Here is a 22095-nt window from a genome sequence, read left to right on the forward strand (position 1 = left end):
AAGAAGGGCCATCATAGAAGATCTTCAGGGGAGTGCTGCAACCCCAGGCGTCAGTGGCAATTCCAGAGTGGCGATGAATCCGCCGTCGGGGTGGTTGGCCAGGGTCAGGCTACCGCCGTGACGTTCGGCGGCCCGCCGCGCAATCGCCAGGCCCAGGCCATGGCCGGGGGTCGTTTGCCCGGGGGCGCGGTAAAACGGCTCGCCCAATTGCTTCAAGTGTTCGGCATCGGCGCCGGGGCCATGGTCGCGCACACTGATCACAATCTGTTCGGCTATGCTGCGGGCCTGTATTTCAATCGGCTGGGTAGGCGGGTTGAAGCGCTGGGCATTGCGCAACAGGTTGTCCAGCGCACGTTCGAGCATGTGCGGCCAGCCTTTGAGTGTCAGCACGGGGTCGGCATGCAACTGCACGAGTTGTTCCGGTGCGCTGAGCTGGGCATCTTTTTGCAGGGTATTGAGCAGCGGGTTGAGGTCAACGTCTTCAGGGCTGGCGTTGTCGGCATCGACGCGGGCCAGCACCAGAATCTCGCTGATCAAGGCCTCCAGGCGATCGCATTCGAGGGTCAGGCGCGGCCAGAGTTTTTCCCGCGCCTCAGGGGTGGCCCGTTCGGCCAGGGCCAGGGCGATCCGCAGGCGCGCCAGGGGCGAGCGCAGTTCGTGGGATACATCGCGCAGCAATTGGCGCTGGCTGCCGATCAGGCTTTGCAGACGCGCGCCCATGCGGTTGAAGTCGGTGGCCAGCACCCCAAATTCATCGCGCCGGTTGGCCAGGCGCGCCAGGCTGTTTTGCTGGTACGTGGTCTGGCCCAGATCGTGGACCGCGCCGCGCAGGCGGCTGAGGGGGCGGGTGATCGACAGGGTCACCAGCAGGCTGAACAGGGTCAGTACCACCAGCGCGATCGCCAGCGCACTAAAGGGCCAGAGCAGGCTGCTGCGGTGCCAGGCGTCCAGTTCCGGCAAGGCGATGCGGTAGATCAGCAGGTAGGTGTCGCCGGTTCGTTCACTGGTGTACTCGGCCGTCAGGCGCCGCCAGGGCAGGCGGCTGTCATGGCTGTCATGTTGGCGGGCTTCGAAGGCAGCGGAGCGGCGCGGGAAGGTGCCGCGCACCACCGGGTCACCGCTTTCGTTGAGCACCTGTACATCGACGTGGTACTGGCGCCTGCGTTGTTGCAGCAAGTCCTGGGCGGCGTCCTCGCCTTGGGTTTCATAGACCCGGGTCCATTCTTCGGCCAGGTTATTGAGGCCTGGGTGACGGCTGAGAATCCAGGCGTCCTGGTTGAGCATATGCCCAAGCAGGATCGACAGCCCGGCAACCAGGGCGATGGCCAGCCAGAAACTGGCAAGGATGCGCCAGAAGAGTGAACGCACAGGAAACCCTCAAACAGGAAAAGCCCAGTGGCGCGGGCCACTGGGCTGGGAGGTAGCTAACGCATTATTGCGCTTTTTGCGGTTGTTGCGCTTTCCAGGCCTGGAACTGCTGCCATTCGGCCTTGCGCTCGGCGCGTTTCTTCGCCATTTCGTCGAACTTCTTCTGCTGGTCGGGCTTGAGCAGGGCGCGGATGTCGGCCTGGGTTTTCTGTTTGGCGGCGGCCATCTCGTCGTTCATGGCTTTCTGCTCGGCGGCCGGCAGTTTATCCAGGTATTTCTTGACCAGTTGCTGGCGACCTTCGCGTTGCTCGCCCATCAATTTGCCGATCTGCTGGCGCTGTTCGCGGGTCAGGTCCAGTTGGCTGAAAGGGCCGCCTTTGCCGCGCATGCCGTGTTCACCGCCGTGGCCCGGGCCGCCCATCATATGGCCTTCTGGACCGCCCATCGGGCCTTGGCCTTCTGGCATGGCCATGGCGACGGTAGGCAGGGCGGCAGCGAACATCAAAGCGATAAGGGTCTTGCGCATGGTGTTTCTCCTTGTCTCGGTTCCGGTGAGTCCGGATGTGAGTAGATTACAAAGATCAAGGTCAGCCGCCGTCAGCGCAGGGTAAAGTTTAAGTAAGGAAGGGGCAGCTACAAGTTACGAGCTACAAGCGGCAAGCTAAGAGCTTTTCACTTGTCGCTGCTCTTAAAGACTGTAGTAGTAGCCACGGCTGCGCAGTGCGACGATCCGCGGGCGGCCGTCGGCATGCGGGCCGATTTTCTTGCGCAGGTTGCTGACGTGCATGTCCAGGCTGCGGTCATACAGGGTCAGCTTGCGGCCCAGGGCAATCTGCGCCAGTTCCTGCTTGTCCAGCGGCTCGCCTGGCTGGCGCAGCAAGGCTTCCAACAGACGGCTTTCGGACAGGGTGAGGGTCAGTTCCTGATGGTCGATGGTGACGACACCCCGTACCGGGCTGAAGCACAGGTCGCCCAGTTCCAGTTGGCTCGACACCGCAGTCGGGTGACTGCGGCGCAGGACTGCGCGCAAGCGGGCGGTCAGTTCGCGTGGATCGCATGGCTTGGCCAGGTAATCATCGGCGCCCAGTTCCAGGCCGAGGATCCGGTCCAGGGGCTCGCCCCGGGCCGAGAGCATCAGCACCGGCAATTCCGGGTGGTCGGCGCGCAGTTGCTTGAGCAACTCCAGGCCGCTGCCATCGGGCAGCATCACGTCCAGCACCACGGCCGCCGGAGCGGCCTCGGCCAGGGCCTGGCGTGCGCTCACGCCGTCATGGCAAGCGCGTACCTGGAACCCTTCCTGGCTCAACCAACTGGTCAGCAGCTCACAGAGCTCCTGGTCATCATCTATCAGTAACAGCTCGCTCATGACTCACTCAATTTAGCCATTGTCGACGGCGCCGATGCCCGCCACTGGCGAAGATACCGCACAGCAGGGCAACCAGCGCAACTCCTGCGCCAATCACGAACCACTGCTGCTGATCGGTAAGCCAGCGTGGCAGGGCACCGCCTTGCGCTTCCTTGAGTTGCTGGGCCAGGCGTTGATTGTCCTGGCGCAGCCGGCTCAACTGCGCACTCTCGCGGGTGGCATCGGCAGTTTGCAATTGTTTGTTCAGTTCTTCGCGCAGGCGTTCGCTTTCTTTCAAGCGTTGCTGCAACTCGGTGACCTGGCTGCCGGCACTCAAGGACAGGGGCGTTGAACTGCCGGTGTTCGAGGTTTCTTCAGCATGGGCCGTAGCCCCGATCGTTAACACTGCCAACAGACACAACTGACTTAAGCGCATCGGAACTCCTGATTCCACACGAATATTCAGAACGTTGTCGGCAGGTTACCGAGAATAATGAGCGATTAGGAGTACGCCGAACCCAATAGGTTCAGCGCTACATCGATCAAGGCAGGACTTGTTTGAACGGCTTGATCACGACATCGGCATACACACCGGCCGCCACATACGGGTCGGCCTTGGCCCAGGCCTGGGCGTCGGCCAGGGAGGCGAACTCGGCGACGATCAGGCTGCCCGTGAAACCAGCGTCGCCCGGATCATTGCTGTCGACCGCCGGGTGCGGACCGGCGAGCACGATGCGCCCTTCGGCTTGCAGCGCCTTGAGGCGTTCCACGTGTGCCGGGCGCGCGGCCAGGCGTTTTTCCAGGGAGTTGGCGACGTCGGTGGCAATGATGGCGTAGAGCATGTCAGTCCTCGGTTTTTGGCGTGGTAGGGTCGGTGTCATGCAGGTGGCGCGACAGGTAGATGCCCTGGGCAACCAGGAACACCACGGTCATGCCCAGGCTGCCAAACACCTTGAAGTCGACCCAGTAGCTCTGGAAGGTAAAGGCCACGAACAGGTTGGCCGCGCCGCAGAACAGGAAAAACAGGATCCAGGCGATGTTCAGGCGGGTCCAGATCGGCTCCGGCAAGCTCAAGGCGTGGCCCATGATCCGCTTGATCAGCAGGCGGTCGCCAATGAAATGGCTGCCGATAAAGGCCAGGGCGAACAGCCAGTTGACCACCGGGGCTTTCCATTTAAGGAAGGTTTCGCTGTGGAAGGCCAGGGTCAGGCCGCCGAAGACCAGGCAGGCGATGAGGGTCAGCCATTGGCTTTTTTCCAGCTTGCGCTGGGAGATGAAGATCGCGCCGTAGACCACCAGGGAGCTGATGATCAGTACCGCCGTGGCGCTGTAGATGCCGCCGAACGACAGCTCATGGCCGCCGATATCGATGACCCGTGGATCAGTTTTGAAAACGATGAAGAACAGCAACAGCGGGATGAGGTCGATGAATTGTTTCACAGTAAGAGCCAGAAGCTGGATGTGGCGGCATAATAACAAACATCCTTGGTAGCGAAAGCGCCAGCTGACTTGAGGTTACACACTTCCGTGAATGTTGATTTGCACTGCCACAGCACGGCCTCCGACGGCGCCCTGGCGCCCGCGGTACTGGTTGCGCGTGCGTTTGAAAAAGGCGTGCGAGTCTTGTCGTTGACCGACCACGACACCCTTGAAGGCCTGGATGAGGCCCGTAGTGCCGCCACAGCGCTGGGGATGCAACTGGTCAATGGCGTCGAATTGTCCTGCACCTGGGGTGGTGCGACCATTCATGTGTTGGGCTATGGGTTCGACGTCACGGCCCCGCCGCTGGTGGAGGCCATCGCCCGGTTGCACGATGGCCGCTGGCTGCGGTCCGAAGAAATAAGCCGCAAACTGGCGCTCAAGGGCATGCCCAACGCCCTTGAAGGCGCCCGTGCGATCCAGCAGGAACTGGGCGACAGCGGCAACGCCCCGGCCCGCCCGCATTTTGCCGACTGGATGGTGCGCGAAGGTTTCGTCAAGGATCGTGCCGAAGCGTTTCGCAAATGGCTGGGCGCCGGCAAGCTGGGGGACGTCAAGCTGCACTGGCCGACTCTCGAAGACACCGTGGCCACCCTGCGCGCTTCAGGAGCCTGGGTCAGCCTGGCACATCCCTGGCACTACGATTTCACCCGCAGTAAACGCCGCAAGCTGATAGGCGACTATATTCAAGCGGGTGGCCACGCCATCGAAGTGGTCAATGGGCATCAACCCGCCGAACAGGTTGGCAGCCTGGCGATTCTTGCCCGTGAGTTTGGTCTGCTGGTCAGTGCCGGCAGTGATTTCCATGGCCCAGGCGGCTGGTCGGAGATTGGCGAATACCGCCCGGTCCCGGAAGACTTGCCGCTCCTGTGGGGGCGATTCAAGCATGACCCCATTACCGCCACCGTCTGAACAGGTAGAAAACGTGAGTCAATTTTTCCAGATTCACCCGGAAAACCCGCAAGCGCGGCTGATCAAACAGGCTGTGGAGATCATTCGCGCCGGTGGTGTGGTGATCTACCCAACGGATTCCTCCTACGCGATCGGTTGTCAGATCGGCGACAAAAATGCCGTGGAGCGCGTAAGACGCCTGCGCGAGCTCGACAAGAACCACAACTTCGCGCTGATTTGCAGCGATCTGTCGCAACTGGGGCTGTTCGCCAAGGTCGACACGGGCACTTTCCGCCTGCTCAAGGCCCATACGCCGGGGCCCTACACCTTTATCCTCAATGCCACCCGCGAGGTGCCGCGCCTGCTGCTGCACCCCAAGAAGCGCACCATCGGCCTGCGTGTGCCGGAACACCCGATTGCCCTGGCACTGCTGGCGGAACTGGGTGAGCCATTGATGAGTGTTTCGCTGATTATGCCCGGTGAATCCGAGCCGCTGTACGACCCCTACGAAATGCGCCAACTCCTGGAAAAACACGTCGACCTGATCATCGACGGCGGCTATGGCGGCAACAAGGCGTCTACCGTGATCAACCTGGCCGACGGCGAGCCTGAGGTGGTGCGCGTCGGTTGTGGCGACCCCACACCGTTTATGGTCGAGGCCTGAATGTCGTCTGTGGAAACCGTCGACAGCCAGGCCGGCGCCCAGCAAGAACTGCCATTTGCCATGGTCTATGGCCAGGCGGTCATGGAAATGCCCCTGGATTTGTACATCCCGCCGGATGCCCTGGAAGTGTTCCTTGAAGCCTTCGAAGGCCCGCTGGACTTGCTGCTGTACCTGATCCGCAAACAAAACATCAATATCCTCGATATCCCGGTGGCGGAAATCACTCGCCAGTACATGGGGTATGTCGAGTTGATGCAGTCGGTGCGTCTGGAACTGGCTGCCGAGTATCTGGTGATGGCCGCGATGTTGGCGGAGATCAAGTCGCGCATGCTGCTGCCGCGTTCGGAGACGATCGAAGCAGAAGAAGACGACCCGCGCGCCGAACTGATCCGCCGCCTGCAGGAATACGAGCGCTTCAAGGCCGCCGCCGAAGGCATTGACGGCTTGAGCCGTGTCGGTCGTGACGTGGTGGTGCCCAAGCTCGATGCCCCGGAAGCCCGGGCGCGCAAGTTGTTACCGGATGTGAGTCTGGAAGAGCTGCTGATGTCCATGGCCGAGGTGCTGCGCCGTGGCGATATGTTTGAAAGCCACCAGGTCAGCCGCGAAGCCTTGTCCACACGCGAGCGCATGAGTGATGTGCTGGAACGCCTCAAGGGCGGCGGTTTTGTGCCGTTTGTCGAGCTGTTCACCGCCGAAGAAGGGCGCCTGGGGGTGGTGGTGACCTTTATGGCGATCCTTGAACTGGTCAAGGAGTCCTTGGTCGAGTTGGTACAGAATGAGCCTTTTGCGGCTATCCACGTGCGGGCGCGAGCCGAATAACGAGCTGAATCGATGAATCTGACTGAACCCCGCGAACTGGCGCCTTTGTTGGAAGCCTTCCTCTTGGCCTCGGGCAAGCCGCAATCGTTGGAACGCCTGTTCGAACTGTTTGAAGAGGCTGAGCGCCCGGAACCGCCGGTGTTCAAGAAGGCCCTGGAAATCCTGCGCAAATCCTGCGAAGGCCGTGCCTTTGAATTGCGCGAGGTCGCCTCGGGCTACCGCCTACAAATCCGCGAAAAGTTTTCGCCGTGGGTCGGGCGCCTGTGGGAAGAGCGCCCGCAACGTTACTCCCGGGCGATGCTGGAGACCATGGCGCTGATTGCCTACCGCCAACCCATCACCCGTGGCGAGATCGAAGACGTGCGCGGCGTGGCGGTCAACAGCCATATCGTCAAGACGCTGTTGGAGCGCGAGTGGATCCGCATCGTCGGCTACCGCGACGTGCCCGGCAAACCGGCGATGTTTGCCACCACCAAGGTGTTTCTCGATCATTTCAACCTGAAGAACCTCGACGACCTGCCGCCGCTGGCCGAACTGCGCGAGATCGAGGCTGAGCCGGTGCTCGACTTCGACGACGCGCCGGTGCCGGCTGGCTTGCAGGAACTGGCTGATGCCAGCGCCGAGCCGCAAGAGCCGAAGGACGAGACCAGTTTCCATACGCTGCTGTTGGAGCTGGATGATATGGAGCAGGGGATCAAGACCGACTTTGATGACTTGCTACGCGATGGGGCAGCAGAGCCTGAGACGCCGGTGAACGTTGAAACGGCGCCGGAGGTCGAACCTGAGCCTGAGGAAGACATCCTCGGCGTTGCGGCCGCCCGCGAAAAACTGCTGGCAGCCGTCGCCGCCCTGGAACAGCCCGAGTTGAGCGATGAAGAGGCCGAAGCCCGGGCACTGGCCGAAGCCATCGAAAACGAACGTCGCGAATTCGAAGACTGACCTGTCCCACCCTTGTAGGAGCTGGCTTGCCTGCGATACAGGCAACTCGGTACTTCAGGCAGACCATGCTGATGCTATCGCAGGCAAGCCAGCTCCCACAGAAAAGCCCTGTGCAGTGAGGTAGTGATGAACTCCACCAAAGACCCCTGCATCAACATCTGTAAATTCAGCGACGATATCTGCGTCGGCTGCGGGCGCAGCAAGCGCGAGATCCGGGCCTGGAAGAAGCTCGACAAAGTCGACAAGCGCGCGGTATTGGCCGAATCCCAGCTACGGCTGATTGCCCTCGGCGCCACCGGTCGGCGGAAAAGCAAATGACTGGGCACATATCGGCTAGTCTCTGATGCGCAATGCGCGCCATGAGCGTATGATTCGCGACCCTTTGGCGATGCGTTCGCCCAAGACCCAGATTTGAATACTCTTCAGGCCACGCCTGAATCGACACACCGGGAGGTGCTTAAGATGAAAGACCAAGACCAGAACGACAGCCAGGAAATCGGCCCAGCAGGCGAGAAACTGCAAAAAGTCCTCGCCCGTATCGGCGTCGGCTCGCGCCGCGACGTGGAAGCCTGGATCACCCAGAAGCGCATCAAGGTCAACGGCGTCGAGGCCACCCTTGGTCAGCGCGTCGACCTGCATGACGCGATCACCATTGATGGCAAGGTCATCAAGCGTGAAGAGGCCGCCGAATCAGTGCGCCGCGTGATCATGTACAACAAGCCCGACGGCGAGATCTGCACCCGTGACGACCCGGAAGGCCGTCCAACCGTGTTCGACAAGATGCCCAAGCCTAAAGAAGGCCGTTGGATCAATATCGGCCGCCTGGACATCAACACCACCGGCTTGCTGATGTTTACCACCGACGGTGAACTGGCCAACCGCCTGATGCACCCGTCCTACGAGATGGACCGTGAATACGCCGTGCGTGTACGTGGTGAAGTCGATGACGAGATGATCGAGCGCCTCAAGGCCGGCGTCGTGCTGGAAGACGGCCCGGCCAAGTTCACCGACATCAAGCAGGCGCCTGGTGGCGAAGGTTTCAACCACTGGTACCACTGCGTGGTGATGGAAGGGCGTAACCGTGAAGTACGTCGCCTGTGGGAATCCCAGGGTCTGGTGGTCAGCCGTCTGAAGCGCGTGCGTTTCGGCCCGGTGTTCCTCAACTCTGACCTGCCGATGGGTCGCTGGCGCGAAATGAGCCAGTACGAAGTCGACATCCTCAGTGCCGAAGTGGGCCTGACGCCTGTGGCCATGCCGCAGATGAATGCCAAGAGCAAGGACAAGCTGGAGCGTATGCAGCGTAAATCGTCGCGCCCAGTGGCACGCACCGAACGCGTTGCCCGGACCTTGCGCCCGGCCCTGGATGCACCGGCTACTGGCGGTCGCATTTCCCGTCAGCCGCAGATCGAGGGCGATCGTCGTCCATCGGCTCCGGCTCGCCAGGATGGCGAGCGTGCGCCGCGTACTCCGCGTCCAGCCGGCCGTGGCGAAGCGCCAACGGGCGGTCGCAGCAACCGTGGCGATGCAGGCCGTGGGGCGCCGCAGACCGATCGTCCAGCCGAAGGCGCCAAGCGCCCAGCCAAGCCAGCGCCGAAAAAGCGTCCAGGGCTCAAACTGGTGGCTGACGAGCCGTCGGGCAAGCGCCGTGGTGCGCCGGCAGGTTCCGGGCAGCGTCCGGGCTTTGGTCGCAAGAAGCCTTAAGGGCTGCGGCAAGCTGTAAGAAAAAGCGCCAACCTTCGGGTTGGCGTTTTTTTTGCGCCGGATTTTGTGTAGGCGCGAGCTTGCTCGCGAAAAAATCAGAGCTGTCGTGGTTATCCAGAATGAACGCAGTGCCTGGGCGTTTCTCGCGAGCAAGCTTGCTCCTACAGATGATGGCAAGCCCGGTCGTCATGAATGTCTTCCGCGCTGTAACAATTATTTTACGGAGGGCCTGAGCCTATGCCTGTCTTGGTCTCGTGGGTTTTTATCTGTAAAGAAAACTTTCCGATCGGTCAACAATCTCCCCGGCAAGGCTCCCTAACCAATCGAGCGGTGTACAATGCGCCGCGTTTTACTGTGACCCCCCTTGCGTACCCACGCAAAAGGCCAACCTCAAGGCTGACCCGCCTTGTTAACTCCGCCTGGCCATAAGCCGGACGGGTTCGATTTCGTCACAGATAAAAACAAACAGGTGACGCATGACCGTAAGAAAGACGCTGAACTCCTGGTGCCTGCGCTGGGGTTTGATCGGCGCTGCTTGAGCAGGTTTCAAAGCAGCATCGTGCAATCAACATCATCAAACCTTGCGTGAGACCCTTTTCATGAGTGCAACCAACTCGCCTTCAGGTGAACTGAAGCGCGGCCTGAAAAATCGTCATATTCAATTGATCGCCCTCGGTGGCGCGATCGGTACCGGCCTGTTCCTGGGCTCGGCGGGGGTGCTGAAGTCAGCCGGCCCGTCGATGATCCTGGGCTATGCCATCTGCGGCTTTATCGCCTTCATGATCATGCGCCAACTGGGCGAAATGATCGTCGAAGAGCCGGTGGCCGGATCCTTCAGCCATTTTGCCCACAAGTACTGGGGCGGTTTCGCCGGTTTCCTGTCGGGCTGGAACTGCTGGATCCTCTATATCCTGGTGGGCATGTCGGAGCTGACGGCTGTCGGCAAATACGTGCATTACTGGTGGCCGGAGATTCCGACCTGGGTCTCGGCGGCGGCATTTTTCGTGCTGATCAATGTGATCAACCTGGCCAACGTCAAAGTGTTTGGCGAGGCTGAGTTCTGGTTTGCGATTATCAAGGTGGTGGCGATTGTCGGCATGATCGCCCTGGGCAGCTATCTGCTGGTCAGCGGCAGCGGCGGGCCACAGGCTTCGGTGAGCAACCTGTGGGAACACGGCGGGTTCTTCCCCCATGGCGTCGGTGGGCTGGTGATGGCCATGGCGATCATCATGTTCTCCTTCGGTGGCCTGGAGATGCTCGGTTTCACCGCCGCTGAAGCAGACCAGCCACGCACTGTGATTCCCAAGGCGATCAATCAGGTGATCTACCGCATCCTGATTTTCTACATTGGCGCCCTGGTGGTGCTGTTGTCGCTGACCCCGTGGGACAGCCTCCTGGCGACACTCAACGCGTCCGGCGATGCCTACAGCGGTAGCCCGTTCGTGCAGGTGTTCTCGATGCTGGGCAGCAACACCGCCGCGCATATCCTCAACTTTGTGGTGTTGACGGCGGCGCTGTCGGTGTACAACAGCGGTACTTACTGCAACAGCCGCATGCTGCTGGGCATGGCCGAGCAGGGCGATGCGCCGGCGGCATTGGCGAAGATCGACAAGCGCGGCGTACCTGTGCGCTCGATCCTGGCCTCGGCAGCAGTCACCCTGGTGGCGGTGCTGATGAACTACTGGATGCCGCAACACGCACTGCAACTGCTGATGTCCCTGGTGGTGGCCACGCTGGTGATCAACTGGGCGATGATCAGCTTCTCGCACTTCAAGTTCCGCCAGCACATGAACCGCACGGGCCAGGTGCCCTTGTTCAAGGCGCTGTGGTATCCCTACGGCAACTATGTGTGCCTGGCGTTCGTGGTGTTTATCCTGGCGATCATGCTGATGACGCCGGGGATTCAGAAGTCGGTGTATGCGATCCCGGTATGGCTGGCGTTCATGTGGGTCTGCTATTTTTTCAAGAATAAGCGCAAGGCTCGGGAAAACCTGAGTGCGGTATCCTCGCTCAACAACTAGCCCACCCTGCAGGAGCCGGTAAGCCGGCTCCTGCAGGTGTCAACGGACCTGCTTTCCATGTTGGTGATCTCCAATAATGTGCACCTGCCCGATGCCGAAATCGAGTTGACGGCCATCCGTGCCCAGGGCGCTGGCGGGCAGAACGTCAACAAGGTCTCCAGCGCGGTGCATTTGCGCTTCGATATTCCGGCCTCGTCACTGCCGCCGTTCTACAAGGAGCGGCTGCTGGCGCTGCGCGACAGCCGTATCACCAGCGAAGGCGTGCTGATCCTCAAGGCCCAGCAATACCGGACCCAGGAACAGAATCGTGCCGATGCCCTGGAGCGCCTGGTGGAGTTGATCCTCAGCGCGACCAAGGTCGAGAAAAAACGCCGCCCGACCAAACCCACCCTGGGCTCGAAAAAGCGTCGCCTGGAATCCAAGACCAAGCGCGGCAGCATCAAGGCCGGGCGCGGCAAGGTGGATTTTTAGCCGGCGTTACGTTCGTCGCGGTATTTGGGGGTCTGGCGATACAGGTACAGGCTCAACAGCAGCCCGGCGAAGGCGGCCAGCGCGGCAAACAAAAAGATCGAGGCAAAGCCGAAACCCGCCGCAATCGCCCCGGCCAGTGGCCCGGTGATGCCTAGGGACAAGTCGATAAACAGCGAGTAGGCACCCACCGCCGCGCCACGGCTGGAGGCGGGTACCAGGTTGACCGCTTCGACCCCCAGCGCCGGAAACACCAGGGAAAACCCGAAACCGCTCAAGGCCGCGCCCGCCAGGGCCAGCTCGGCATTCGGTGCCAGCCACAACAGCAGCAGGCCGAGGGTTTCCACCGACAGGCAGGCAATTGCCACGCGAAAGCCACCAATCCGGTTGATCAAATTACCAAACAGCAAGCGCGCGCCGATAAAGCTGGCGCCGAACAGGCTCAGGCACAGCACGGCGTTGTCCCAGTTCTGGGTCGCGTAATACAGGGTGATAAATGTGGCGATGGTGCCAAAGCCGATGGAGCCCAGGGCCAACCCGCAGCCGTGGGGCAGTACGCGGCCCAGCACATGCATGAAGGGCAGGCGTTCGCCCGCCACGATGGGCGCCGCGACTTTCGGCCAGGCCAGCAGCAGGCCCAGCACCGCCAGTACAATGATGCTGGCGCCCATGCTCCACAGCCCAAGCCGGCTGACCAGCAGCACCCCCAGCGGTGCGCCAATCGCCAGGGCACCGTAGCTGGCGATACCGTTCCAGGAGATGACCTTGACGGTATTCGCCGCGCCGACCCGGCCGATGCCCCAGCCAATGGAGCCCGAGCCCACCAGGCTTTCGGCACTGCCCAGGACCAGACGGCCAATCAACAGGCTGGTCAGGCTCAAGGCCGGCAGATGGGTCAATGCGGCGGATACCAGCATGAATACCCCGCTCAAGCCGCAGCCGGCCAGGCCGTACATCACTGCACGCTTGCTGCCACGGTTATCGATGATGCGTCCGGCATACGGGCGGCTCAACAGGGTGGCCAGGTACTGCACGCTGATCACCAGGCCCGCGATCACGGCGCCAAAGCCCAGGTCGCTGTGGACATAGCCCGGCAGTACGGCCAGGGGAATGCCGATATTCAGGTAGCCGATAAAGGTGAACAGCACGATGGAGACGACTTGCAGCGTGACCGCCATGGGGCGCTGGGTATCTGGCATGGGAAAGATCCACCGTCGCGGCAGGAAAAGATAGGCTGCTTATGATACCGGTGCTTTGCGCTGCGCAGGGAGGCAAAACACAACCCCGCACAAACTCTGTAGCCGTTATGTTTCAGGGTTGAGCATCCGGGTGGTCACTAGGGCTGCCAGGGCGTTTTCCTGGGTGCCAAAGCGCTTGAGCAGCAGCGCCTGTTTTTCCGGGCTGAGGCGGCTCCACACATCGACCATTTGCAGGGCGGCGCCGAGTATCGCTTCATCGGGGGAATGCTTGGGGGTGTCAGGCATGTTGCGTGTCTCTTGATTCAGGCGGTGTGGAAAGCGCGCAATGTCACGCTTTCCACACGGTCTGGGTGCTGCGGTCAGTCTTCGCTATCGCTGTCGACCGGTGCTGCTTGTGCTGGCGCTTGTTTATCGCTGCCGGCCTGTTGTGGGGTTGGCTGCTCGGTCTCGTGCAGGCTTGGGAAGGGGAGATTGGGAATCTCGTGCATCGTCGTCGCTCCTCGCAAGGTCTGTTGTGGGATTGCAGATGTGCCACGCTTTTTACAAAGCCTGGGCAGGATACAGCACTGCAAATGACAAAAAGACTTTTATCTCGCCAAATCCACCAACCTTCCTCTGCAACACACAAGTGACAAGAGGTCACACGCTGGCCTGGCGCGCCATGGCGGCCTTGTAGATCGAGTTCCTGGGCTGGGCAAAGACCCGGGCCAGCATCGGTTCGAAAAAGCTCAGGGGCAGGGTGTCGTAGGCCGGGTCGAAGGCAGCTGCGTCATACAGGGCGCAGAACTCGATGGTTTGCTCATACTGCGGGTGTTCGCCAAATTGTTCGCGCAGATGGCGATCCATGCCCAGGTGATGAAAGAAATAGTACCCCTGGAAAATCCCGTGCTTTTCCACCATCCACAGGTTCTGTGGGCTGACGAACGGTTTGAGGATCGCGGCGGCAATGTCCGGGTGATTGTAGGAGCCCAGGGTGTCACCAATGTCATGGAGCAGTGCGCAGACCACATATTCTTCGTCGCGGCCATCGTGCCAGGCGCGGCTGGCGGTTTGCAGGGAATGGGTCAGGCGGTCCACCGGGAAACCGCCGAAGTCGCCCTCCAAAAGCCGCAGGTGCGCCAGGATGCGCCCGGGCAGTTGTCGGGCGTAGGCACTGAAATCGGCGGCGATGATTGCCCAGTCTTCCTGGGTGCCGTCCTGCATATGAGTGAAGCGGGCCTGCTGGTTCATCGGCGCGTCTCTTATTGTTTTTGGGGGAGTTAGAACGGTACCTTGCCCAGAATCATGTCGCGGTACATGACGAAATCCCCCAGCAGGCTGTAGAACGGATGCTGGAAAGTTGCCGGACGGTTCTTCTCAAAGAAGAAGTGCCCGACCCAGGCAAAGCTGTAGCCGGCCACCGGCAGTACCCACAGCAGCCACCAGGCGCCCTTGCCGATGGCGAACGCGAGAATAAAAATCACCAGGCTGGTGCCGATAAAATGCAGGCGCCGGCAGGTACTGTTGCCGTGCTCGCTCAGGTAATACGGGTAGAACTCGGCGAAGCTATTGAATTGTCTGATATTTTCCACGGTAGCCGGCCCTCTGGTTTTTGTTGTACCCGACGGATGTTCGGCGGGGAGCTTATTTGAGTCTAGAGTCATCACTGGCAAGGGCCAGTGACAATAGACGCCACTTTAGTATCCTTGGGTTCCTGGCTGCCGTTTTAGCCGTCCCTTCATACAACGCGTGCAAGAAAACGCCATGAACGAACGAACGACTTCTGCAAGTTGGGCGATGGGGATAGTCAAGGCGCTGGAGCTCGAAGGCCTGGATTGCCGCAGCCTGTTCAAACAGCTGGGCCTGGATTACAGCGCCCTGGATGACCCCGATGCGCGTTTCCCCCAGGACTCCATGACCCGGCTCTGGCAGCGGGCGGTGGAGGTGTCGGGCAATCCGGCCATCGGCCTGAATATGGGCAAGGTGGTGCGCCCGGCATCGTTTCATGTGGCGGGTTATGCCTTGATGTCCAGCAGCACCCTGGCCGAAGGGTTCGCCCGGCTGGTGCGCTACCAGCGGATCATTGCCGAAAGCGCTGACTTGAGCTTTCGCCTGTTGCCCGAAGGCTATGCGTTGATCCTCACGGTACACGGCGATCACCTGCCACCCACCCGGCAAAGCGCCGAGGCTTCGCTGGCATGTGCCCTGGCGTTATGTGGCTGGCTGACCGGGCGCACGTTGCAGCCGCGCAAGGTGTTGGTGCAGGGCGATCAGCCAGTGGATCTGGAACCCTATAAGCAGGCCTTTCATGCGCCATTGGTGTTCAACGCGCCGTATGACGCGCTGATTTTCGAGCGAGCGGATATGGAAGCGCCGTTGCCCACGGCCAATGAGGCGATGGCGCTGCTACATGATCGGTTTGCCGGGGAATACCTGGCGCGGTTTTCCGAGAGCCGGGTGACCCACAAGGCCCGCCAGGTATTGTGCCGGCTGTTGCCCCAGGGCGAACCCAAGCGTGAGGTGGTGGCGCAGACGTTGCACCTGTCCCAGCGCACGCTGCAGCGACGCTTGCAGGAGGAGGGCACCAGCTTCCAGGCCTTGCTCGACGACACCCGTCGCGAACTGGCTGAACAGTATTTGGCGCAGCCGAGCATGACCCTGCTGGAAATTGCCTATTTGCTGGGGTTTGCCGACCCGAGCAACTTCTTCCGCGCCTTTCGTCGCTGGTTCGATGCCACGCCCGGCGAGTACCGGGCGCGGTTGCTGGAGACGTCGGCGAGTGTCAGTGCCGCCAGAACGCCGGAATACACAGCACAAACACCGTGATGATCTCCAACCGACCCAGCAGCATGCCCAGGGACAGGATCCACTTGGCGGCATCCGGCAGGGTGGCGAAGTTACCGGCCGGGCCGATGGTCTCGCCCAGCCCCGGACCCACTCCGGATACGGTACTGGCGGCGCCGGTCAAGGCGGTCATCCAGTCCACGCCCAGCAGGGACAGGGCCAGGGCGATCATGCAGATGGTAATGGCAAAGAAGAACGAGAACGTCAGGATCGACCGCACGATCTCTTCGTCCAGGCGATGGCCGTTGTATTTCTGCTTGATCACCGCCCGTGGGTGAATTAACTGATTCAAGTTGGCCTTGAGCAGGATATAGGCGACCTGGAAGCGGAAGATCTTGATCCCGCCCGCAGTGGAGCCCGAGCAACCGCCGACAAAACCCAGGTAGAAGAACAGCATCAGTGAGAAATTGCCCCACAGGCTGTAGTCGCCGAGGGCGAAGCCGGTGGTGGTGACCACGGACGTGACGTTCAGCGCCACATGGCGCAAGGCGTCCAGCCAATGCAGGTCGGTGGTCCACCAGTACCAGGTGCCGAGCACGATCCAGGTCACCAGTAGCATTGCGAGCAGGCCCTGCACCTGTTGGTCCCTGATCAGTGCCTTGCGGTTGCCGCGCAACGTGGCGACATACAAGGCAAACGGCAGGCTGCCCAGGATCATCACCACCACCGCCACCCAGTGCACCGCCGGTTGTTTCCAGTGGGCCAGGGACTCATCGGAGGTGGAGAAGCCGCCCGTGGAAATGGCCGACATCGCGTGGTTGATCGCGTCGAACAGGCCCATGCCGGCCCACCAGAACCCCAGGCTGCCGAGGATGGTGATACCGACATAGGCCGCCACGATCAGCCGCGCCACCATATGCGAGCGGGGCATGACTTTTTCGGAGCGGTCCGAGGATTCGGTCTGGAACAGGCGCATGCCACCGATGCGCAGCAGCGGCAGGATCGCTACCGCCATGCCGATAAAACCGATGCCGCCGAGCCAGTGCAGCATCGAGCGCCACATCAGGATCCCCGGCGACATGGTGTCCAGGCCACTGAGCACGGTGGCGCCAGTGGCGGTGATGCCAGACATGCTTTCAAAGAACGAGTCGGTATAGCTGATGTGCTGGGTCAGCAAAAACGGCAGCGCGGCAAAGATACATACCACCACCCAACTGCTGACGGTCAGCAGGTACATGTCCCGGGGGCGTAGTTGGACCTGCTCCGGGCGCCCGGGAATCACCAGGGCCAGGCCTGCGATAAAGGTGATCATGCTGGCCCAGAGAAAGGACGGCAGGTCGCTGGTGCGCTCGAAAAACACCAGGGTGGCCATGGGCACGACCATGGCGACCGCGAGGGTAATCAGGAAGATGCCGATGATGAAACCAATGATCCGCAGGGTCGGCATTGCCATGAATTGCGCTCGGGTGACAGTTGGAGGCGCCATTCTACCTACGGTGCAGGGCTTGTAAACCGGGGGCTGCAAAGCCTGCGCCGATCCCATGTAGGACTGGGCTTAATGTGGGAGCAGGCTTGTGGTAATAGCCAGGCATAAAAAAGGCGACCCGAAGGTCGCCTCATTCAAACAGCGCGGATCAGAACTCGTGATCAGCGTTGTCCGGGTTCAGGTCGCCGATCCCCAGCTTGCCGGCAGCCTGTTCGATGGAGCCGGTCTGCTTGACCAGGGCGGCGATGGCGTCGCGCACGATCTGGTTGCCTGCGGTATTGCCGGCGGCGATCAACTGGTCGTAGTGCTCACCCTTGTTGGCGTGGTCAACCATGACCTGGATCTTCGCTTCGGTAGCCGCCAGGTCAGCCTTGAGGGCTTCATCGGCGGCCGGGTCAACCTTGGCCACCAGCGACGACAGGCTGGCGCCGGTCAGCTTGGTGCCATCGGTGCGGGTGTATTCGCCCAGGTAAACGTTACGGATGCCCTTGGCATCGTAGAACTGCGAGTTGTGGGTGTTGTCGCTGAAGCAGTCGTGCTCGTCTTCCGGCGAATTGGCCTCCAGGGACACCTTCATGCGCTCGCCCGCCAGTTCACCCAGGGACAGGCTGCCCATGCCGAACAGCATCTTGCGCAGGCCGTCGGTGCCAGGTTCTGCTTCCAGGGTGGCGCGGTAGTTGTCTTCGACGTTGGGCTTCCAGTTGCCGACCATTTCTTCGAGGTCGCTGACCAGCAGTTGGGTCACGGCGCGCAGATAAGTGCGGCGACGCTCGTTATGACCGCCGGTGGCGCCGTCGCCTTGCAGGTAGTCCGACGCAGGACGGTTGCCGGCGCCAGGGCCGGTGCCGTTCAGGTCCTGGCCCCACAGCAGGAATTCGATGGCGTGGTAGCCGGTGGCGACGTTGGCTTCGGAGCCGCCCAGCTCATTGAGGCTGGCGAGTTTCTCCGGGGTGATTTCCTTGACGTCGATCTTGTCTTCGCCGACCTGGATCTCGGTGTTGGCAATGATGTTGGCGGTGGCGCCCGGGTTGCCGAGGGCGTGTTCGTAGGATTTGTCGACATAGTCGATCAAGCCTTCGTCCAGCGGCCAGGCGTTCACCTGACCTTCCCAATCATCAATGATGGTATTGCCGAAACGGAACACTTCGCTCTGCAGGTACGGAACGCGCGCGGCGATCCAGGCGGTGCGGGCGGCCTTCAGGGTCTCGTCGTTGGGGTTGGCGAGGAAGGTGTCGATCGCGGTCTGCAGGGTTTTTGCAGTGGATTCGGAGTCGCTGTACACCGCGAACACGATGTCTGCGTAGTGCGCGACGACCGCCTTGGCGGCAGCCTCGTCAACCTGGCCGGCGGTAGCGGCAGCCGCTGGAGCGGTAGTGCTGGCAGCAGGCGTAGGCGCCTGAGGAGCGGCGGCCTTGTCTTTACCCTCGCCGCAACCGGCGAGAGAAATGGCGATGGCCAGCAGACTGGCGGTGGCCAGGGGCATACGAATCATGGCGAACATCCTGCTTCGGGAGTTGATCGGGGGCGCAGTGCGGCGCGCAAAACTGCGACATAATGCGAAAGATTTGCATTTTCTGTAAAGAGTTAACGCAGTAAAAAATTAACATTCCACTGCCAGCCACCCAAGGCGGTGCCTCGGGTGGCCATCATGGCTTTACAGGATAGCGGCGTTATTGCGCTCGGCTTGCTTGAGGTAGGCCACCAATTCCCGGGCCGGCAGGGGTTTGCTGTAGTGATAGCCCTGGCCTTCGTGGCAGCCTTCGTTGATGACGTAGGCTTCCTGCTCGGGAGTCTCCACGCCTTCGGCGATGACCTGCATGCCCAGGCTTTTGCCCAGTTGGATGATCGCCCGCACGATGGTGGCATCGTCGTCGTCATCCAGCAGGTCCTGGACGAAGCTCTTGTCGATCTTGATTTTGTCCAGGGGCAGGCTTTTCAGGTAACTGAGGGAGGAATAGCCGGTGCCGAAGTCGTCGATGGCAATCAGCGCACCGGAGCGGCGCAGGCTCAGCAAGTGTTGGGCGGCGGTGCTGATGTCGTCCATCAGGCCGGTTTCGGTGACTTCCAGCTCCAGGCTGCGCGGGGGCAGGCGATAGATCTGCAGCAGATTATTGACCACCCGTGGCAGCTCGGCGTGGTGCAGTTGCACCGTGGACAGGTTGACCGCCATGCGCAGCTCGGTGAACCCCAGGTCATGCCATTCGCGCAGTTGCCGGCAGGCCTGGTCCAGCACCCATTCGCCAATGGCAATGATAGTGCCGTTCTGTTCCGCCAGTGGGATAAACAGGTCGGGTGGCACCAGGCCGTGTTCCGGGTGCTGCCAGCGAATCAGCGCCTCGACGCCGACCACGCGATGATCGACATAGCTGATCTGCGGTTGGTACACCAAGTGAAACTGGTCGCGGCCCAAGGCCTCGCGCAAGTCTTTCTCCAGTTCGCGACGACGACGCATCTCGCTGTCGACACTGGCGATATAGAACTGGTAGCGATTGCGCGAGCGGCTCTTGGCCAGGGTCATGGTCTGCTCGGCCTTTTGCAGCAGCTTTTCGGTGCTGTCACCGTCCTCGGGGAACAAGGTGATACCGATGGTGGCGCGCAGGCGGATCTGTTCGTGATCGAGGGCGAATTCGGCTTCCAGGTCATCGAGGATGCTTTGTGCCAGTTCGGCGGCTTCGTAGGGTTGCTCGATATCGGCCTGCACCAGGGCAAACTGGTCGCCACCCAGGCGGGCGAGGGCGCCGAGCCGACCACTGTGGGCCCGCAGGCGGTCGGCCAGGGCTAGCAGCAATTGGTCGCCGGCCTGGTAGGTGTACTGCTCGTTGACGCTCTTGAAGTCATCCAGCCCCACGCATAACACGGCGACCCGGCGTTGCCGGCGCCCGGCGTCGATCAGGATCTTGTCCAACTGTTCTTGCAGTTTCTGGCGGTTGGGCAGGCCGGTGAGAAAGTCGTACTGGGCCATGCGTTGCAGGCTGTTTTCCGCCTCGTGACGCAGGTGGGTATTGCGCTCGATCGACGCCAGCAACTGGTTGGCGGTGTTGATCCACAGCCCCAGTTCATTCTTTTCGTGGCCCTTGAGCTGCGGGATCTTGTGCTCGCTGGGCCGGTCGGGGTTGATCGAGCTCAGGTGGCCGATGATCCGCGACAGTGGCTTGGTCAGCAGCCAGTGATAGACCAGGTACAGCACCAGCCCCATGGCCAGGGCGCGTAGCACCCCGGAGATGAAGATGATCACCGAATTGACGATAAAACCCTGGCCATAGGTGGCGGTGTCGAGGGTGATGCTCAGGTCACCGTAATACTCACTGTAAGGCCCGCGCCCCACCAGTGGGATGCTGAAGGTGCGTTCCTGGCCAAGAATCACGTCCGTCAGCCAGCGGCTGGGGGAGTGCTGCAGGTCCCGGCTCTTTTCGGCGAGCATGGGCTCGTTGGGATGGCCAATGGAGGCCATGCGCACCGCATCATCCTGGAACAGGCCTTCTATCACCTGCATGCCCATCTCACGGTCCAGGCTGTAGACGGCCTGGGTCGAGGGATCGCGAAACATGTCGAGGATGCGCTGGGCATCGCCTGCCACAGCCTGGCGCGTCTTGTAGGCATCAAAGACGATCTGCGCCACGCTCAGTGCAACGCCCACTATCAGTGCCGACAACAGCACCACCCGGAGCAACTTCACTGACAAGCTGTTTTTGAGTTCCAGCTTCAAAGGGTCATTCCTTGTTCCTTGCGGGTAGCCTCAATATGCCATGAGTATTGGCAATCCCGTGGTGGCAGTCAAAGGAACATTGAAGCGCAAGGTGCTTTGGACTTTGGCAGGAGAGCTTTTGACAGGCGCTACATAGAGGTGGGCGCCGCATGGAAGGGGTTACGGCGGTTATTGCGCTGAACCTTTGGTAGAACAGGAGGCGTGTTACATCCGCCTCCTCTTACGCCGCTTGGCTTGTTGCACCGTAGGGCGCGTGTTCCAGGCCTCTGGGAAGGAGCGTGGGGAGGCGCGTGGCGTTACTTATTCACCGCCGATTTTCGCGGGGTTATTGTCTCCAGCCTGCGCCAGCATTGCAGACAGGTCCGGTTGATCTTCACCCTGGCCTTGGCCCTGGCTCTTGGACCCGCCACCCATCGCATCCATGATCCCTTTCATTGCTCCACCGATCATACCGCCTACTGCTTCGCCTATTCCGCCCATGATTGTAAGTTCTCCAGAATGGTATGAGAGGGATATTCCTCTCACTGCATAGGTGGCAACTTCCCGTCATTGAGTTCCACTTTTCCGTCTTTAGCGCCTACAAAAAAGCCCGGCAATCGCCGGGCTTTTTGTACTGTCAGTGTCACTTACGCAGTGAAGGTCTTGCCTTCGAACTGCTCGGCAACGAACTTCCAGTTGACCAGGTTCCAGAACGCTTCCACATACTTTGGACGCACGTTGCGGTAGTCAATGTAGTAGGCGTGTTCCCAGACGTCGCAGGTCAGCAGCGGGGTGTCGCCGCTGGTCAGCGGGTTGCCGGCGCCGATGGTGCTGGCCAGGGCCAGGGAGCCGTCAGCCTTTTTCACCAGCCAGCCCCAACCGGAACCGAAGGTGCCGACGGATGTCTTGGTGAACTCTTCCTTGAACTTGTCGAACGAACCGAACGCGGTGTTGATCGCCTCGGCCAGTGCGCCAGTGGGTTGGCCGCCGGCGTTTGGCGCCAGGCAGTTCCAGTAGAAGGTGTGGTTCCAGACCTGGGCGGCGTTGTTGAAGATGCCACCCGAAGAGGACTTGACGATCTCTTCCAGGGTTTTGCCTTCGAACTCGGTGCCAGGCACCAGGTTGTTCAGGTTCACGACATAGGTGTTGTGGTGCTTGTCGTGGTGGAACTCCAGGGTTTCCTTGGAGATGTGCGGCTGCAGGGCATCGTGTGCGTACGGCAGCGGCGGCAATTCGAAAGCCATGATAATTCTCCTAATCAGGTCAG

Annotated in this window: 25 protein-coding genes; 9 read left to right on the forward strand and 16 right to left on the reverse strand. The window is 61.0% G+C overall.

The window, feature by feature from the left end:
* Positions 1-24: 24 nt before the first annotated feature.
* The 6 genes from FJD34_RS06095 to FJD34_RS06120 all read right to left on the reverse strand — a co-directional run bounded on the left by FJD34_RS06095 (position 25) and on the right by FJD34_RS06120 (position 4153).
* Positions 25-1368 carry a sensor histidine kinase gene (locus FJD34_RS06095; RefSeq protein ID WP_090291818.1) on the reverse strand — a complete coding sequence of 448 codons (1344 nt, stop codon included), beginning with the start codon at positions 1366-1368 and terminating at the stop codon, positions 25-27.
* Between the two features lie 64 nt (positions 1369-1432).
* Entirely contained in the window at positions 1433-1894 is a 462-nt protein-coding gene (locus FJD34_RS06100; RefSeq protein ID WP_032862527.1) for an LTXXQ domain protein, read from the reverse strand.
* Between the two features lie 162 nt (positions 1895-2056).
* Positions 2057-2734 carry a response regulator transcription factor gene (locus tag FJD34_RS06105; protein WP_032862528.1) on the reverse strand — a complete coding sequence of 226 codons (678 nt, stop codon included), beginning with the start codon at positions 2732-2734 and terminating at the stop codon, positions 2057-2059.
* Between the two features lie 7 nt (positions 2735-2741).
* Positions 2742-3149, reverse strand: coding sequence for a translation initiation factor 2 (locus FJD34_RS06110; protein ID WP_032862529.1), 408 nt, complete (start codon positions 3147-3149; stop codon positions 2742-2744).
* A gap of 106 nt (positions 3150-3255) precedes the next feature.
* Positions 3256-3555 (reverse strand): YciI family protein, encoded by a 300-nt coding sequence (locus FJD34_RS06115; protein WP_065944014.1) that lies wholly within the window; start codon positions 3553-3555, stop codon positions 3256-3258.
* A 1-nt stretch (position 3556) separates the two neighbouring features.
* On the reverse strand, positions 3557-4153 hold the full coding sequence (locus FJD34_RS06120) for a septation protein A (protein ID WP_090291816.1): 597 nt from the start codon (positions 4151-4153) through the stop codon (positions 3557-3559).
* Positions 4154-4240: 87 nt separating this feature from the next.
* Here FJD34_RS06120 and FJD34_RS06125 point away from each other — a divergent pair, with 87 nt between their 5' ends.
* The 8 genes from FJD34_RS06125 (at position 4241) to arfB (ending at position 11698) form a co-directional block, all read left to right on the forward strand.
* Positions 4241-5104 (forward strand): PHP domain-containing protein, encoded by an 864-nt coding sequence (locus tag FJD34_RS06125; RefSeq protein WP_032862532.1) that lies wholly within the window; start codon positions 4241-4243, stop codon positions 5102-5104.
* Positions 5105-5117: 13 nt separating this feature from the next.
* A complete protein-coding gene (locus tag FJD34_RS06130; protein ID WP_032862533.1) occupies positions 5118-5747 on the forward strand; it encodes an L-threonylcarbamoyladenylate synthase in 630 nt (209 codons plus the stop codon).
* 120 nt (positions 5748-5867) lie between these two features.
* Entirely contained in the window at positions 5868-6566 is a 699-nt protein-coding gene (locus FJD34_RS06135; RefSeq protein ID WP_169851199.1) for a segregation and condensation protein A, read from the forward strand.
* Positions 6567-6578: 12 nt separating this feature from the next.
* On the forward strand, positions 6579-7505 hold the full coding sequence (scpB, locus tag FJD34_RS06140) for an SMC-Scp complex subunit ScpB (RefSeq protein ID WP_032862535.1): 927 nt from the start codon (positions 6579-6581) through the stop codon (positions 7503-7505).
* Between the two features lie 126 nt (positions 7506-7631).
* Positions 7632-7823 (forward strand): DUF1289 domain-containing protein, encoded by a 192-nt coding sequence (locus tag FJD34_RS06145; RefSeq protein ID WP_090291813.1) that lies wholly within the window; start codon positions 7632-7634, stop codon positions 7821-7823.
* A 144-nt stretch (positions 7824-7967) separates the two neighbouring features.
* The gene (gene rluB / locus FJD34_RS06150; protein ID WP_029296351.1) at positions 7968-9206 is read left to right on the forward strand and encodes a 23S rRNA pseudouridine(2605) synthase RluB; all 1239 of its coding nucleotides are present in this window, start codon (positions 7968-7970) and stop codon (positions 9204-9206) included.
* A gap of 599 nt (positions 9207-9805) precedes the next feature.
* Positions 9806-11227 (forward strand): amino acid permease, encoded by a 1422-nt coding sequence (locus FJD34_RS06160; RefSeq protein ID WP_032862537.1) that lies wholly within the window; start codon positions 9806-9808, stop codon positions 11225-11227.
* A 57-nt stretch (positions 11228-11284) separates the two neighbouring features.
* Complete coding sequence (arfB, locus tag FJD34_RS06165) at positions 11285-11698, forward strand: alternative ribosome rescue aminoacyl-tRNA hydrolase ArfB (RefSeq protein WP_032862538.1); 414 nt, start codon at positions 11285-11287, stop codon at positions 11696-11698.
* On the opposite strand, the gene FJD34_RS06170 is transcribed toward arfB, so the two are convergent.
* From FJD34_RS06170 to FJD34_RS06185, 5 genes are all read right to left on the reverse strand, one after another.
* A complete protein-coding gene (locus tag FJD34_RS06170) occupies positions 11695-12894 on the reverse strand; it encodes an MFS transporter (protein ID WP_090291811.1) in 1200 nt (399 codons plus the stop codon). The genes arfB and FJD34_RS06170 overlap by 4 nt on opposite strands.
* A gap of 105 nt (positions 12895-12999) precedes the next feature.
* A complete protein-coding gene (locus tag FJD34_RS06175) occupies positions 13000-13179 on the reverse strand; it encodes a hypothetical protein (protein ID WP_032862540.1) in 180 nt (59 codons plus the stop codon).
* Between the two features lie 74 nt (positions 13180-13253).
* Positions 13254-13382, reverse strand: coding sequence for a hypothetical protein (locus FJD34_RS28620; protein ID WP_262975313.1), 129 nt, complete (start codon positions 13380-13382; stop codon positions 13254-13256).
* A 151-nt stretch (positions 13383-13533) separates the two neighbouring features.
* Positions 13534-14124 carry an HD domain-containing protein gene (locus tag FJD34_RS06180; RefSeq protein WP_032862541.1) on the reverse strand — a complete coding sequence of 197 codons (591 nt, stop codon included), beginning with the start codon at positions 14122-14124 and terminating at the stop codon, positions 13534-13536.
* A 29-nt stretch (positions 14125-14153) separates the two neighbouring features.
* A complete protein-coding gene (locus FJD34_RS06185; RefSeq protein WP_032862542.1) occupies positions 14154-14465 on the reverse strand; it encodes a DUF962 domain-containing protein in 312 nt (103 codons plus the stop codon).
* Between the two features lie 172 nt (positions 14466-14637).
* On the opposite strand from FJD34_RS06185, the gene FJD34_RS06190 reads away from it, so the two are divergent.
* The gene (locus FJD34_RS06190; RefSeq protein WP_082445657.1) at positions 14638-15699 is read left to right on the forward strand and encodes an AraC family transcriptional regulator; all 1062 of its coding nucleotides are present in this window, start codon (positions 14638-14640) and stop codon (positions 15697-15699) included.
* Here the strand turns inward: FJD34_RS06190 and FJD34_RS06195 are convergent.
* The 5 genes from FJD34_RS06195 to FJD34_RS06210 all read right to left on the reverse strand — a co-directional run bounded on the left by FJD34_RS06195 (position 15656) and on the right by FJD34_RS06210 (position 22072).
* Positions 15656-17110 (reverse strand): TrkH family potassium uptake protein, encoded by a 1455-nt coding sequence (locus tag FJD34_RS06195; protein ID WP_032862544.1) that lies wholly within the window; start codon positions 17108-17110, stop codon positions 15656-15658. The genes FJD34_RS06190 and FJD34_RS06195 overlap by 44 nt on opposite strands.
* 181 nt (positions 17111-17291) lie before the next feature.
* Positions 17292-18635 (reverse strand): imelysin family protein, encoded by a 1344-nt coding sequence (locus tag FJD34_RS06200; RefSeq protein WP_065944017.1) that lies wholly within the window; start codon positions 18633-18635, stop codon positions 17292-17294.
* 162 nt (positions 18636-18797) lie between these two features.
* Positions 18798-20849, reverse strand: coding sequence for a putative bifunctional diguanylate cyclase/phosphodiesterase (locus FJD34_RS06205; RefSeq protein ID WP_032862546.1), 2052 nt, complete (start codon positions 20847-20849; stop codon positions 18798-18800).
* Between the two features lie 300 nt (positions 20850-21149).
* Positions 21150-21284, reverse strand: coding sequence for a hypothetical protein (locus FJD34_RS28625; protein ID WP_262975314.1), 135 nt, complete (start codon positions 21282-21284; stop codon positions 21150-21152).
* Positions 21285-21475: 191 nt separating this feature from the next.
* Complete coding sequence (locus tag FJD34_RS06210; protein WP_032862548.1) at positions 21476-22072, reverse strand: superoxide dismutase; 597 nt, start codon at positions 22070-22072, stop codon at positions 21476-21478.
* Between the last annotated feature and the right edge of the window lie 23 nt (positions 22073-22095).

Source organism: Pseudomonas brenneri (genome assembly GCF_007858285.1).
GTDB classification, from domain to species: Bacteria; Pseudomonadota; Gammaproteobacteria; order Pseudomonadales; family Pseudomonadaceae; genus Aquipseudomonas; species Aquipseudomonas brenneri.